General features: G+C 70.9%; 17 protein-coding genes. 14 read left to right on the forward strand and 3 right to left on the reverse strand.

The window, feature by feature from the left end:
* The first annotated feature begins 1 nt into the window (after nt 1).
* The 13 genes from ACI8U3_RS12555 to ACI8U3_RS12615 all read left to right on the forward strand — a co-directional run bounded on the left by ACI8U3_RS12555 (nt 2) and on the right by ACI8U3_RS12615 (nt 9,839).
* Nucleotides 2–460: a molybdenum cofactor biosynthesis protein MoaE gene (locus ACI8U3_RS12555; RefSeq protein ID WP_415015216.1), complete on the forward strand. Its 459-nt coding sequence runs from the start codon at nt 2–4 to the stop codon at nt 458–460.
* A complete protein-coding gene (gene moaB / locus ACI8U3_RS12560) occupies nt 457–1,020 on the forward strand; it encodes a molybdenum cofactor biosynthesis protein B (protein ID WP_415015217.1) in 564 nt (187 codons plus the stop codon). Before ACI8U3_RS12555 ends, moaB begins: the two co-directional genes overlap by 4 nt.
* Complete coding sequence (gene moaC, locus ACI8U3_RS12565) at nt 1,020–1,496, forward strand: cyclic pyranopterin monophosphate synthase MoaC (RefSeq protein ID WP_415015218.1); 477 nt, start codon at nt 1,020–1,022, stop codon at nt 1,494–1,496. The genes moaB and moaC overlap by 1 nt, the downstream gene beginning before the upstream one ends.
* Nucleotides 1,493–2,689, forward strand: coding sequence for a gephyrin-like molybdotransferase Glp (glp, locus tag ACI8U3_RS12570; RefSeq protein WP_415015219.1), 1,197 nt, complete (start codon nt 1,493–1,495; stop codon nt 2,687–2,689). Before moaC ends, glp begins: the two co-directional genes overlap by 4 nt.
* Entirely contained in the window at nt 2,686–3,639 is a 954-nt protein-coding gene (locus ACI8U3_RS12575) for an XdhC family protein (protein ID WP_415015220.1), read from the forward strand. The genes glp and ACI8U3_RS12575 overlap by 4 nt, the downstream gene beginning before the upstream one ends.
* A complete protein-coding gene (locus tag ACI8U3_RS12580) occupies nt 3,636–4,229 on the forward strand; it encodes a nucleotidyltransferase family protein (protein ID WP_415015221.1) in 594 nt (197 codons plus the stop codon). Before ACI8U3_RS12575 ends, ACI8U3_RS12580 begins: the two co-directional genes overlap by 4 nt.
* Before the next feature lie 32 nt (nt 4,230–4,261).
* Nucleotides 4,262–5,020, forward strand: a complete 759-nt coding sequence (modA, locus tag ACI8U3_RS12585; RefSeq protein WP_415015222.1) for a molybdate ABC transporter substrate-binding protein — start codon at nt 4,262–4,264, stop codon at nt 5,018–5,020.
* Nucleotides 5,013–5,711: a molybdate ABC transporter permease subunit gene (gene modB, locus ACI8U3_RS12590; RefSeq protein WP_415015223.1), complete on the forward strand. Its 699-nt coding sequence runs from the start codon at nt 5,013–5,015 to the stop codon at nt 5,709–5,711. Before modA ends, modB begins: the two co-directional genes overlap by 8 nt.
* Nucleotides 5,708–6,352: an ATP-binding cassette domain-containing protein gene (locus ACI8U3_RS12595; RefSeq protein ID WP_415015224.1), complete on the forward strand. Its 645-nt coding sequence runs from the start codon at nt 5,708–5,710 to the stop codon at nt 6,350–6,352. The genes modB and ACI8U3_RS12595 overlap by 4 nt, the downstream gene beginning before the upstream one ends.
* Before the next feature lie 411 nt (nt 6,353–6,763).
* A complete protein-coding gene (locus ACI8U3_RS12600) occupies nt 6,764–7,219 on the forward strand; it encodes a MarR family winged helix-turn-helix transcriptional regulator (protein ID WP_415015225.1) in 456 nt (151 codons plus the stop codon).
* Nucleotides 7,216–8,031: an NAD-dependent epimerase/dehydratase family protein gene (locus tag ACI8U3_RS12605; protein ID WP_415015226.1), complete on the forward strand. Its 816-nt coding sequence runs from the start codon at nt 7,216–7,218 to the stop codon at nt 8,029–8,031. The genes ACI8U3_RS12600 and ACI8U3_RS12605 overlap by 4 nt, the downstream gene beginning before the upstream one ends.
* A 123-nt stretch (nt 8,032–8,154) precedes the next feature.
* Nucleotides 8,155–9,114 carry an alpha/beta hydrolase family protein gene (locus ACI8U3_RS12610; protein ID WP_415015227.1) on the forward strand — a complete coding sequence of 320 codons (960 nt, stop codon included), beginning with the start codon at nt 8,155–8,157 and terminating at the stop codon, nt 9,112–9,114.
* A 143-nt stretch (nt 9,115–9,257) separates the two neighbouring features.
* Entirely contained in the window at nt 9,258–9,839 is a 582-nt protein-coding gene (locus ACI8U3_RS12615; protein ID WP_415015228.1) for a YybH family protein, read from the forward strand.
* 51 nt (nt 9,840–9,890) lie between these two features.
* Here the strand turns inward: ACI8U3_RS12615 and ACI8U3_RS12620 are convergent, their stop codons facing one another.
* Both ACI8U3_RS12620 and ACI8U3_RS12625 read right to left on the reverse strand, forming a co-directional pair.
* Entirely contained in the window at nt 9,891–10,454 is a 564-nt protein-coding gene (locus ACI8U3_RS12620; protein WP_415015229.1) for a TetR/AcrR family transcriptional regulator, read from the reverse strand.
* Nucleotides 10,451–11,410: an SDR family NAD(P)-dependent oxidoreductase gene (locus ACI8U3_RS12625; RefSeq protein WP_415015230.1), complete on the reverse strand. Its 960-nt coding sequence runs from the start codon at nt 11,408–11,410 to the stop codon at nt 10,451–10,453. The genes ACI8U3_RS12620 and ACI8U3_RS12625 overlap by 4 nt, the downstream gene beginning before the upstream one ends.
* Before the next feature lie 270 nt (nt 11,411–11,680).
* Between ACI8U3_RS12625 and ACI8U3_RS12630 the strand changes: the two genes are divergently transcribed.
* Nucleotides 11,681–12,526 carry an SDR family oxidoreductase gene (locus tag ACI8U3_RS12630; RefSeq protein WP_415015231.1) on the forward strand — a complete coding sequence of 282 codons (846 nt, stop codon included), beginning with the start codon at nt 11,681–11,683 and terminating at the stop codon, nt 12,524–12,526.
* A 263-nt stretch (nt 12,527–12,789) separates the two neighbouring features.
* Here ACI8U3_RS12630 and ACI8U3_RS12635 read toward each other — a convergent pair whose 3' ends face one another.
* On the reverse strand, nt 12,790–13,227 hold the full coding sequence (locus tag ACI8U3_RS12635) for a MucR family transcriptional regulator (protein ID WP_415015232.1): 438 nt from the start codon (nt 13,225–13,227) through the stop codon (nt 12,790–12,792).
* Nucleotides 13,228–13,362 lie beyond the last annotated feature (135 nt).

Genomic DNA, 13,362 nt, shown 5'->3' on the forward strand with positions numbered 1-13,362 from the left:
GATGATCCGCATCACCCGCGATCTACTTGACCCGGCCGGCCTGCTGGCGGCCTTCTCCAGCGGGCTGGACCAGACCGGGGCGGTGGTCAGTTTCACCGGCCTGACCCGGGCGGGGGAACCGGACCGGCCGGTGACGGGGCTGACCCTGCAGGCCCATCCGCGTTTCACCGAGGCGGTGATGACGGAGATCGAGGCCGAGGCGCGACGCCGCTTCGACATCCAGAAGGTAGCGGCCGTCCATCGCTGGGGCGAGATCGCGGTGGGCGCGCCCATCATCTTCGTGGCCGTGGCCGCCCGTCACCGGCGGCCGGCCTTTGAGGCCTGCGACTACCTCATGGACCAGTTCAAGACCCGGGCGCCCTTCTGGAAGCGGGAGGACGGGCCGGACGGCGGGCGCTGGGTTGAGCCCCGGGAAGAGGATCTGACGGATCTGGCCCGCTGGGCCGAGGAGACGCGATGACGACTGCAGACCCTTCAGATCTCCCGCCCGCGGGCGGGAGACTGATCGACGCCCCGCTTGTCCCCGTGCGGATCGGCGTCCTGACCGTATCCGACACCCGGGACGCCGAGAGCGACACCTCCGGCGCCATTCTGGTCGACCGCATCGCGGCGGCCGGGCACGCGGTGGCGGCGCGCGCGATCGTGCCGGACGCGGTGGAGCTCATTCGCGACCGGGTCCTGGCCTGGATCGAGGCGGGCGAGGTTGACGCGGTGATCACCACGGGCGGCACCGGACTGACCGGGCGCGACGTCACCCCGGAGGCCCTGGAGCCCCTGTTCGACAAGCGCATCGAGGGCTTCTCGGTGATCTTCCACCAGGTCAGCCACCAGAGCATCGGCCTGTCCACCCTGCAGTCCCGCGCCACCGCCGGGCTTATCGGCGGCGTCTTCGTCTTCTGCCTGCCCGGGTCCAACGGGGCGGTGCGCGACGGCTGGGACAAGGTGATCCGCTGGCAGCTCGACAGTCGCCACAGGCCCTGCAACATGGTGGAGCTGATGCCCCGCCTGATGGAGCGGTGATGGCGAACCTGACCCACATGGACGGGGACGGCCGCGCCCGCATGGTGGAGGTGGCCGCCAAACCCGAGACCGCGCGCGAGGCCGTGGCGGAGGGGCGTCTGGTCATGGCGCCGGAGACCCTGGCCCTGGCCATGGGCGGGGGCGGCGCCAAGGGCGACGTGCGGGCGGTGGCCGAGATCGCCGGGGTCATGGCGGCCAAGCGGACCAGCGACCTGATCCCCATGTGTCATCCGCTGATGCTGACCTCGGTCAGGGTGGTGGTCGAGCCCTCCGAAGACGGCGCGGGTCTGGCGGTCACGGCCACCGTGCGCACCACGGGACGCACGGGGGTGGAGATGGAGGCCATGACCGCCGCGACGGTCGCCCTGCTGACCCTGTACGACATGCTCAAGGCGGTTGATCGCGCCATGACCCTTGAGGACGTGGGGCTGGTCTCCAAGTCCGGCGGCGCCTCGGGCGACTGGCGGCGGCCATGACCCTGCCGGACGTGGAGACGGCGCGGACGCGCATGCTGGAGGCGGTCCGGATTCTGGAGTCTGAGTCTGTGTTTCTGGACCAGGTCGACGGTCGCTGGCTGGCGGAGCCCATAGCGGCGATGCGCGACCAGCCGCCCTTCGACGCTGCGGCCATGGACGGCTATGCGGTGCGCGGCGCCGACGTCGCGCCCGGGGCGCGGCTGAAGATTGTGGGCGAGAGCGCGGCGGGCGGGCGCGGGGCGCTGCGCATCGGGCCGGGGGAGGCGGTGCGCATCTTCACCGGGGCCGCCCTGCCCGAAGGCGCGGACAGCATCCTCATCCAGGAAGTGGTCACCCGTGAGGGTGAGGGAATTCTGTTGGGCGACCAGGCCCCGGATCCGGCCCATCGCCGTCCGCGGGGGGTGGATTTCAGGGCCGGGGACAGGCTGCTGGCGGCGGGGGTGCGCCTCAATCCCTGGCGCATCGCTCTGGCCGCCTCGGCCGGCGCGGCCGCCGTGAGCTGCGCCCGCAGGCCCAGGGTGGCGATCCTGCCCGGCGGCGACGAATTGGCGGTGCCGGGCGCGCCGATCGAGGCGCATCAGATTCATGATTCCGCAGGCCCGGCCCTGACGGCCTTCGTGCGGCGCTGGGGGGGAGCTGCGCGGACGCTGCGGCCGGTCCAAGACGATGACGGGGCCATCCGGGACCGATTTGAAGGGCTCGATGTGGATCTGGTGGTGACCATCGGCGGGGCTTCGGTGGGCGACCATGACCGGATGAAGCCTGCGCTGCGCAGCCTGGGCGCGGAGCTGACGGTGGAGGGGTGCGCCGTGCGGCCCGGCAAGCCGGTCTGGTGCGCGCGGCTGCCTGACGGCCGGCTGGTGCTGGGCCTGCCGGGCAACCCCGCCTCGGCCCTGGTCTGCGCCGAGCTCTTTCTGGCGCCCCTGCTGGTCCGGCTGCAGGGCGGAATCCCGTCTACAGTTCTGGAGACCGCCATTCTGAACACGCGCCTGCCGGCGAACGGGCCGCGCGAGCACTACATGCGGGCCCGGCTCCTGTCCCAGCCGGATGGAACCCTGCGCGTCCTGCCGTTTTCGAACCAGGACTCTTCGCTGGTCACCGTCATGGCCGAGGCCGACGGGCTGGTGCGTCGTCCGGCCGGCGCCGATCCGGCCTCGCCGGGCGCCGTGGTTCAGGTGCTGAGACCCGCATGACCCCGGAGGCGCTCACCCACGCGCAGACAGACGTCTCGAGCGACTGGTATCCGGCCGGGCTGGAGGATGACATGCGCCCGCGCATGTTCGCCTGCGCGGATCGCGGGGAGGCCTTCGCCCTGGCCACCATCGTGGCGGCGGAGGGGGGCGGCCCCCGGGGCGTGGGCGCCCAGATGGTCATCACACGGGACGAAATGGCGGGCTTCCTGTCCGGCGGATGCATCGAGGCGGACGTGGCGCTTCACGCCCGCCAGGTGTTGACCCACGGCGATCCCGTTCATCTGATCTATGGGCGCGGCAGCCCCTTCGTGGACACCCGCCTGCCGTGCGGCGGGCGGCTGGACGTCATGGTGGAGCGTTACGCTCCGGATGATCCGGTCCTGAAGGGCCTGCGGGAGGCCGACCGCGGCCGGCGCTGGGTGACCCTGCTCTCGGACGGTCGCGCGCGCAGCCTGGCCGCCGGCGACGTGCTCCGGCCTGATCGTGTGCGCGCCTATGGGCCGCGACAGCGCCTGGTGGTGATCGGCGCGGACGCCTTCGCCCTGGCCATGGCGCAGCAGGGTCTGGCCCAGGGCTGGGCGGTGACCCTGATCCGGCCCAAGGGACCCGAGACGCCGCCGCCGCTGCCGGCGGCCTATCTGCGCGGGGCGCCCGCTGAAGCGCTGAGACGCCTGACGCCCGATCCCTGGACGGCCGTGGCCATCGCCACCCACGACGCGGATCTGGATCACGAGGCTGCGCTCGAGGCGCTGGCGTCCGGCGCCGGATATGTGGGGGTGCTGGGATCGCGCCGCCGGTTGCCCGAGCGCCTGGACCGGCTGGACGCGGCAGGGGTCTCGCCCGCGGCCCTGGCCAGACTCCGCGCGCCCATCGGCTTGAAGATCGGGGCCCGGTCGCCACAGGCGGTGGCGGTGGCGGTGATCGCCGAGATCATCGAGGCCCTCTCGTGAGCCGCCATGCCATCGTCCTGGCGGCCGGCGCGGGACGCCGGTTCGGCGGTCGGAAGCTGCTGGCGCCCTGGCGCGGGGCGCCCCTGCTGCAGGGCGCGGTCAGGGCGGCCCTCGGGACCCGAACCGAGAGGGTGACCGTGGTGCTGGGGGCGGACGCCCGGGAGGTGCGGGGGGCGATGGTCGGACTCGACGACCCCCGGCTGGCGACGGTGACGGCGGCGGACTGGCGTGCAGGTCTCTCGGCGTCCCTGCGGGCGGGGGTGCGGGCCTTGCCCGACGACGCCTCGGCCTGTGTGGTGTTCCTGGGCGACATGCCCGAGGCGTCCGCCGCCCTGGCGGACGCCCTGCTGGACCGGGTCGAGGCCGGAGCCCCGGCGGCGCGTCCGGCCCATGCTGCGGGACCGGCCCATCCCATCGCCTTCGGCCGTGGGGTCTTCACGGGCCTGATGGTCCTCACGGGAGATCGCGGCGCGCGGGATCTGCTCTGCGCCCTGGGCGAAGCGGTGGCCCACATCCCGGTGAGCGACGACGGCGCCGTGTTCGACATTGATCATCCCGGCGATCTTGAGCGATGGGGCGGGCCGAAATGAGCGCGTCCGGGCTCCCTAACCGCCGCCGGTTCATGGCTGCAGGCGGGGCCCTGGCGCTCTCGGCCTGCGCGCCGCCGGCGGACGCGGACGCCGTGCGGGTGTTCGCCGCCGCCTCCCTCACGGACGCCCTGGGCGCCCTGGCGGATCAGTGGCGGCGCGGCGGGGGCGGGGAGACCGTCCTGTCCTTCAGCGGCAGCGGCGCCGTGGCCCGTCAGGTCCTGGCCGGGGCGCCGGCGGATTTCGTGGCGCTGGCGGACCCGGCATGGATGGACCGCCTGGGGGACGCGGGCGCGGTGCGGCCGGCGAGCCGGTTCGATCTCGTGTGCAATCGCCTCGTGGTGGTGGGCGGGGCCGACTCGGCGTCTTCCGGGGACCCCATCGGGGCCCTGCTGCGCGGCGCGGGCCGGCTGGCCATGGGGGATCCGGACAGCGTGCCCGCCGGGGCCTATGCCCGGGACTGGCTGACCCGGATCGGTCGCTGGGACGATCTTCAGGACCGCATCCTCCCTGCGGCGGACGTGCGCGCCGTACGCAGCTTTGTGGCGCGAGGCGAGGCCGAGCTGGGCGTGGTCTACCGCAGCGACACGGTGGGCGCGTCCTCGGTGCGTGTGGTTCTGGAGCCGCCGCCGGGCGAGCAGCCCCGCATCGTCTGTCCCGCGGCCCTGACCCTCGCAGCCGGGCCCGTCGCGGAAGCCTTCGCCGCCTTCCTGCGTTCGACCGAGGCGGCAGCGGTGTTCAGCCGCCACGGGTTCGCCCCCCTTGACCGGTCGGGGGCAGGGTCCGGTGTTTGAGCCCCTGTCATCGGCCGAGCTCGAAGCCCTGCTGCTGTCCCTTCGGGTGGCTCTGGTCGCCCTGATCGGCGCGGCGCCGGTGGCGCTCGGCCTGGCCTGGCTGCTGGCGCGTCGCAGCTTCGCCGGGAAGTGGCTGGTGGAGGCCGCCGTCAACCTGCCCCTGGTCCTGCCGCCCGTGGTGACGGGCCTGTTCCTGCTGATGATCTTCGGCGTCCGGGGCCCGGTGGGCGGCTGGCTGCTGGAGACCTTCGGGGTGCGCCTGGCGTTTGAATGGACCGGCGCGGCCCTGGCGGCCGGGGTGATGGCCCTGCCGCTGATGGTGCGGCCCCTTCGTCTGGCCCTGGAGGCGGTGGACCCCGACCTTGAGTCCGCTGCGGCCAGTCTCGGCGCGCCGCCGTCCCATGTGGCGATGCGGGTCATCCTTCCCCTGGCCCTGCCGGGGCTACTGGCGGGGCTGGTGCTGGGCTTCGCGCGCAGCTTCGGAGAGTTCGGGGCCACCGTGACCTTCGCCGGGGCCATCCCCGGCGAGACCCGGACCCTGCCGGTGGCCATCTACGGGGTGCTGCAGCAGGCCGACGGCGAGACCCTGGCGCTGCGGCTGGCTGTGGTGTCCGTGGGGGTGTCGGTGCTGGCCCTGGTGGTCGCCGAGGCCCTGAACCGGCGGCTCAGGACCCGTGTCGGCGCATCATGAGCATCGAGGTCCGCATACGGGCGCGCCGGGCCGGGTTCGGTCTTGAGGCCGCGTTCGCCAGCGAGGCTTCGGCGGTCGGGGTGACCGGCCCCTCGGGCGCGGGGAAGTCCACGCTGTTGCAGGCCATCGCCGGGCTGGCGCCGGTCGAACATGCCCGGGTGCTGATTCAAGGACGCGTCCTGGTGGATACCGACCAGGGTCTGAACCCGCCGGCCCATCGCCGGCGGATCGGGCTGGTGTTCCAGGACAGCCGCCTGTTCCCACACCTGTCCGTGGCCGGGAATGTGGCCTTCGGCGCGCGCTATGCGGCCGATCCGCTGCCGGTGGACGCGGCCCTGGCGCTGGTGGACATGACCGGCTTCGGCGCCCGGCGCCCGCACACCCTGTCCGGCGGCGAAGTGCGGCGGGTGGCTATCGCCCGGGCGCTGGCGGCGCGTCCCCGGCTGCTGCTGCTGGACGAACCGTTCACGGGTCTGGACGGCGAGCGCCGCGAGACGGTGCTCGCGCATCTGATCCAGCTGAGGGATGAGCTTCGAATCCCGATGATCCTGGTGTCCCACCACGAACGGGACATCGAGGTCCTCTGCGGCCACGGCGTCAGACTTGTAGAGGGCCGGACCGTCGGCCCTGCGCCCGGGTGAAAAATGGCCGCCGAGGCGAGCCCGGGTTGGAAGGCGCCCCGGCGGCCCGGCATCACCGCGGGTCCAGGGGGTGGACGGCGATCCCGTTCGGTCGGGCCGGGGGCAATGGGGAGGAGCCTGGTCCGACCGATGACTGAAGGCTATCGCGAGCAGCGCCCCATTGAGATGCCGGGACGTTCGAAAAACTTGCCCGGACCTCCAGAGTTTGGGCGGACCGACATAAGAGCGTTTTCTGGCAGGAGCGGCGCCGGCCTCGCACCCGGTTGTCGTGACGGAGGTCGCCATTGGGGCTGGGACGTCGGCTTCGATCGCCGTTCCGCTTTTCCACCGACTGGCGCGGGTATGAGGGCCTTGACAGATGTTAGGCGCCATACATAGTTGTTAGGGAGCTAACAACCTTGGAGCACGCCCTTGAGTGACGACCGTGACAGCCAGGCGCTGGTGGGGGCCTGGGCGAAGCGATGTTACTTCGCCGGCCGGGCCGTCATGGACTCGGCGCTTCGTCCTTATGACCTCGGCTCCGTGCAGTGGTACGTGCTCCACCAGCTCGTGCAGTCGGGCCCGACGATGCAGCGCGACCTGGTGCGCCTGCTCCAGATCGAGCGCGCCACGCTGAGCGGCATCGTCGCGGCGCTGGTCCGAAAGGGCCTGGTCGAGCAGGAGCCCGACCCGCTCGACCAGCGACAGAAGCGTCTGCGCCTCACGGCCGCCGGCGCCAGGCTTTGGGACGACCTGCCCGATCTGGCCTTCATTCGCTCCGTGGCGTTCGACGACATCGATCCGGCAGAGGCGGCGACCGCCGTCCGGGTCCTCCGGACCGCCACGGAGCGGCTCGAACAACTTCTCAGAAAAGGAACACAGCCATGACCGTACTGGTGACCGGAGCGACCGGCCTTGTCGGAGCCCGCCTGCTTCCGCGCCTCATGGAGGCCGGGGTGGACTGTCGCGCGCTCATCCGCAGCGGGAGTGCGGCGCCGGCCGGGGCCAGGGCGGTGGAAGCCGACCTCATGGACCCGGATTCCCTGATACAGGCGGTGGAGGGCGTCTCTGCGATCATCCACCTGGCCGCCGTTTTCCGCACCGCCGACACCGACCTGATCTGGAGAAGCAATCTCGAGGGGACGCGAAACCTCATCGAGGCGACGAAGGCGCGCGCGCCGTCTGCGCGCTTCATCCTGGCGAGCACGTCGAATATCTACGGCGGGGCTGGGCCGCGCCCGGGTCGCGAGGACGACGAGGTCGATCCGCAGCAGGCCTATCCGGCCAGCAAGCTCGCGGCCGAAAAACTGCTGCGAGAGAGCGGCCTCACCTGGTCAATCCAGCGCTTCGGGTTCGTCTACGGCGACCAGGACGGCCACCTGGAGGATCTGCCCCGCCTCGTCGGGAGCTTCAAAATGCACCCGGCCCAGCGAATGAGCATGGTGCATCACCGGGATATCGCCACGGCCATGACCCTGGCGCTCACCGGCGCCATGGACGGGCGCATCGTCAACATCACTGACGACGCGCCCACCTCCATATACGAGCTGGTGTCCCTGGCCGGAGGAACGATGGAGCCGTCTTCGGAACCGCTGGCCGAGCCCTGGCGCCTGCACATTGACGGCGCTCGCGCACGAAGCCTGGGTTTCAGACCGGTCGTCCGCACTGTCCATCAAGCCGTCGAGGAAGGTCTCCTGTGAGGAGGCTCCGGCGGCAGGCGGCTGTCTTCCCGGCCACCTGGGTAGCGTCCATACCCCTATAAACTCCCATCTTTTAGGGGTGTGAGATGCGATTCACAGTGGGGTTCCAGCGAAAGGAATCCCGTGAGCACATCCCACCAGACGCCGCCTGTCGCCGCCGACCGTGGGCAGGCGCTCATCGACGGCGTGATCGCCGGCTATCGACAGCAGCCGCGGTCCCCCGTGCTGAAGACGCCGGCCAGTCAGGGCCTCGCCTATGAGGATGTGACCTTCCCGTCCGAGGACGGGGTGCCGCTCGAGGCCTGGTTCATTCCGAAGGCGGGGTCGGACCGTCTCATCATCTGCAACCACCCGCGATACTTCAGCCGCTACGGCTTTCCCTCGCACCTCCAGCCGTGGAAGGGGCTCTTCGGCAAGGCGGGAAACGACTTCGAGGTGGATTTCAACCTCGACTACCGGATCCTGCATGACGCCGGCTACAATGTGCTCACCTACGACCTTCGCAATCTGGGCCGCAGCGGCGCCGCCAATGGCGGCATGACCACGGGCGGTCTCTTCGAGTCCCGGGATGTCATCGGCTCCCTGGACTGGGTCAGGTCCCAACCGGGGCTGTCGGAGATGACGCCCGCCCTGTTCAGTCGCTGTCTGGGCTGCAACGCGACCCTCTTCGCCATGGCCCGCAGGCCCGAAGCGTTCGCCGGTGTGCGCTGCATGGTGGGCGTGCAGCCCCTGTCCGTCCGGCGCATCATGGAAGGCATCCTGGCGCTCAATGATGTTCCGGCGGAGCGCATCGCGGACATCGATGAGGGAATCCTGCACGCGACCGGGTTTGGGCTCGACGCCATGTCGCCCATCGGCGCGGCGGCGAGCGTCACCCTGCCATCCTTCATCACCCAGGTGCGCGATGACGTCCTCACGCGACCCGACGATGTGCAGGCGATCTTCGACGCCATGCCGGCGGCCGAGAAGTCCCTGTTCTGGATCGAGGGCACCACCCGGCGATGGGACGGCTACACCTATTTCGCGCGCGATCCCGACCGGATCCTGGGCTGGCTCGACCGCTTCATGCAGCCGGCCCCCTGAAGGCCGTGCGAAAGCCCCGGTCCTGCGGCGCAGGCGGGAACGGCTCTCCAACGGCCTCGCCGGCGACTCCGCCCGGTGCGCGCCCGGCCCGGTCCCGGAAAGAGGTCCGAGCGAAACCTCCATCAAATGCAAAGGATGCAGACATGAACCGCAACATCACTGCCGCAGCCGCCGCCGGCCTTTTCATGGCGACAGCGCTGGCCGGACCCGTCCAGGCCCAGACGGTCCCGGAAGACCTGCCGTTCGAGGTCATCATTCCGGACTACGCGGAAGACCCCGAGGCGGCTCTTGCGGTCGCCGCCCGGCGCAACGCCTGGCGGGAAACGTTCGAACGGCAGGACGTGGAGGGCATGATGTCCTTCTATGTTCCCGAGATCTATTCCTATGACCTCATGGCCGCCCCAGAAGCGGACGGCCTGAAGCTCGCCTTCGACGGCGAGGACATCTGGCGTCGCAACTGGGTGGCCTTCTTCGACATGTTCGAGGATGACCTGGAGGTCACGATCGAGAACCTGACGGTCTATCAGTCGGGCGACATCGCGACCGTCCGCGGTCTGACGCGGCTGCAGGGCACCATGACCTCAGGCCAGTACGTGGACATGTGGTCCCGAGAAACCAATGTGCTGCGCCGGATCGACGGCGCATGGCTGGTCGTCCACGACCACGTGTCGGTGCCCATGGACTTCGCCACGGGGCAGGCCCTGACCACCCTGTCCCCCGACTGACGCGCCGGCCCGGCGCATGGCGGCGTTTGCCGGCGGCGACGGCGGTCGGGATCAGCGGGCCAACAGCTTGACCATCAGCTCCATGCTGTCCTCGATGGCCGGCAGTCCCTTGTCCGCCCGCAACTGGCCCTGGGCCTCCAGAAGAACGAGGCCATGCATGGCCGCCAGCAGAAGGCTGGCCAGGCTCTTCGTGGGCGCCGCGGGAAGCGCTCCGGCGTCCTTGCAGTCATCGACCAGCGCCATGATCCCGGCGAGGCAGGTCGCGCTGCGGGCCTGCAGATCGGGATGGTCCCGGGCCAGCGTCGGGGCGCCGAACACCAGCCGGTAGCGGGACGGCTGCTCGCGGCTGAACGCGATCAGCGCGCCGATAGCGGCCAGCAGCCTGGCCCGGGGCGTCCGGGCCGAACCGCGGATGTCGCCGAAGGTCGCGCTCAGGGTCTCGAGGTCGGCCGAGGCGACGGCGGCCAGAATGGCGCCGCGGTTCCGGAAATGCCTGTAGGGCGCGTTGTGGGAGACGCCGGCCGCGTGGCCGACGGCGCGCAGGGTGACCGCCTGTTCGCCGCCTGTGTCCAGCAGGGTCGCGGCAGCGCGGATGAGCGCCTCGCGGGTGGTCATCTCAATGCGAGGGGTGCTTCGGCCGCCGTGAGGCCCGCCAGGGTTCTGGAGTCGCGCCAGAGCGCCCGGGCCAGGTCCTCGTCGTAGGTCATCGTGGCCGAACGTCTCTCCACGAGGCCGCCGTCCTTCCATTGGTAATAGCGGCCTGACTCGAAGTCCGGCGACGTGGCGAGATCGGCCAGGGCCCGGCCGGACTGGACGAGGTCGCCGAGGGTCAGGCCCACGCGCTTCATCAGCCAGCGGACGGGCGGCGAACCGATCACCAGGCGCGCCGGCCCCGGCAGGTCCCTGAGCAGGCCGGTCTCGGCGATGGCGCCGGGATCATAGGCGATGGCCGACAGGGACAGACCCGCCGCCTTCGCCCGGCGGTCCAGCTCATAGGCGTGCAGAACCGTGCAGAGCTTTGATGTGGTGTAGCGCCGGCCGCCGGAAAGCGGTTCGCCGCCGTCAACGCCCATGGTCGCCAGGGCGATGGCGTCGGGCCTGACGGCCGGGCCGATGAACCGGCCGTCGGCGGTGTCGGGGTCATGGGTGCCGCTGGCGGTGAACACCACGCGGCCGTCAGGCTCGAGGCTGTCCAGCAGGAGCTGGACCAGCAGGAAATGGCCCAGATGGTTGGTGGCGAAGGTCAGCTCATAGCCGTCCACGCTGTAGGCGGGAGGGCCCCGGAACGTCGCCCCCGCATTGCACAGGATCGCCTCAAGCCGGCCCGCCGCGCCGCTGTCGATCATTTCGCGGCAGTGCGCGGCGCCCGCCCGGACCGAGCCCAGCGAGGAGACGTCCATCTCAAGGGTGGCCGCCATCACGCCCGCGCCGGACCGGAGCGATGCGGCCGCCTCTTCGAGACGCGCCGGGTTTCGGCCGGCCAGAATGAGACCGACGCCGCGATCGGCGAGCGACCGGGCGCATTCGAGCCCGATGCCGCCGTGCCCGCCGGTGATCAGGACTGTCGGCATGTTCAGACTCCCGAGGTTGACACTGTCAACACTGCACACCCGCACCTCTGCAGTCAGCCGCGCGGCGGGATGGCCGCACGTTCCGGCAAGAAATACGGTGGATCAGGCAAACGCCGCCGCGTGGTCACTGAACGGCCAAAGGGGTTGGAAGGGCCGGCGAGATGCGCAAGCGCTCGCAGGATCGGACAATTGTTCGTTCAGAACGGGCAAAGCCGGGCGCGCAGGGCGGAGGTTATGGATAGGGCTCCAGCAGAAAAGGAGTTAACCCCAATGTCCGACACCTCCCGCCGATCCCTCCTAGCGCTCGCGGCCGTCGCCGGACCCGCAGCCGTCGCCGGCGCGGGCGCGGCCGCCGCCCAGACCGCCGCGACCAGCCCCGCGGCCCGCCCGGGTGCAGGGCGCGCCGCGATCGTCACCGGGTCCTCTCGCGGCATCGGCGCGGCCACGGCGAAGCGCCTGGCCCGGGACGGGTTTGCGGTGACCGTGAACTGCCTGGTCAACCGCGACCTGGCCGCCCAAGTGGTGCGCGACATCGAGGCGGAGGGCGGCCGGGCCATCTGGCGCCAGGGCGATGTCGCCGATCCGGCCGCCATGCGCGCCCTGTTCGACGCCAATGACGAGGCGTTCGGCGGCGTCGATGTGGTGATTTCGAACGCCGCCATCATGAACACCGCGCCCTTCGCCCAGTTCGAAGACGAGGCCTTCGACCGGATGATCGCCACCAACATCAAGGGCAGCTTCAACGTCCTGCGCGAGGCAGCGCGGCGCGTCCGCGACGGCGGCCGGATCGTCACCCTCGCCTCCACCTCCATCAAGGCCAAGCGCGCCACCCACGGGGGCTATGCGGCGACCAAGGCGGCCCAGGAGATCTACGCCGGCTGCCTGTCCAAGGAACTGGCCGGGCGGCGCATCTCGGTCAACGCCCTGGCGCCCGGGCCCACCAATACTTCGCTGCTCGATGTGCCGCCGCCGCTTCGCGCCCAGGCCGCGCAGATGACGCCCTACGGCCGCATCGGCGAGCCCGAGGACATCGCCAACGCCATCTCGGCCCTGTGCTCGGGCGAGGGGGAATGGATCAACGGGCAGGTTGTGTTCGCCAACGGCGGCTTCCTCTGAGGCCGGTTCCGCCAGACTTCTGACCGGCAGGTCGCTGCGGATCCCGCAGACAGCCATGCCTTCCGGGCGTGGCTGTCTTGCCGTCTTCAGTCGGTTGAGGGCCCGGTCGCGGCCGGGCGGGGGACGTCCTGCCTGCCGGAGCCGATCGCCACGACGACGTGCGCAGGCTCAGACCCGTGCCGGCCGGCCGATGTTCACGGTCGCCAATGCCGCGACGCCTTGTCCATCGCCGTCATCGCCGCATGGGTATCCGCCGCAAATGCTCACGCCCTGGGCTTGCGCGGCTTCCTGGCGGGCTTCCTCCCGCCCTGGCCGAGGCCCATGGATTTGGCCAGCTCCGAGCGGGCTTTGGCGTAGTTGGGCGCCACCATGGGGTAATCGGGCGGCAGGCCCCACTTGGCCCGGTACTCCTCCGGGGTCATGTCGTACTTTGTAGACAGGTGGCGCTTCAGCGACTTGTACCTGGAGCCGTCCTCAAGGCTGATGATGTAGTCGGGCGTGACGCTCCTGCGGATCGGCACGGCCGGGGCCTGCGGTTCCGGCTCCGGCCCGGATCCGGAGGCCATGCCCGTCAGCGCCGTGTGCACGCTGGTGATCAGGTTCGCCAGGGCGTCCGGCGCCACCGTATTGTTCGACACATAGGCCGAGACGATGTCGGTGGTCATGCCGACCAGATCGGCCTCGGTGCGGGTCTCATCCATCAACTGTGGTCTCCAGGGCGCGGTTCAGGGAGCGGCGCAGCTTGCATGAACGCCCTGCGCCTGGAAACGGGCCGCGTCAATAATCGCCCGGACAGTCCGCTGCGGCCGCTGGGAGCGCGGGCCTTAGGGCCTTCG

Origin of the sequence: Brevundimonas sp., assembly GCF_047617075.1 — a bacterium.
Classification (GTDB): domain Bacteria; phylum Pseudomonadota; class Alphaproteobacteria; order Caulobacterales; family Caulobacteraceae; genus Brevundimonas.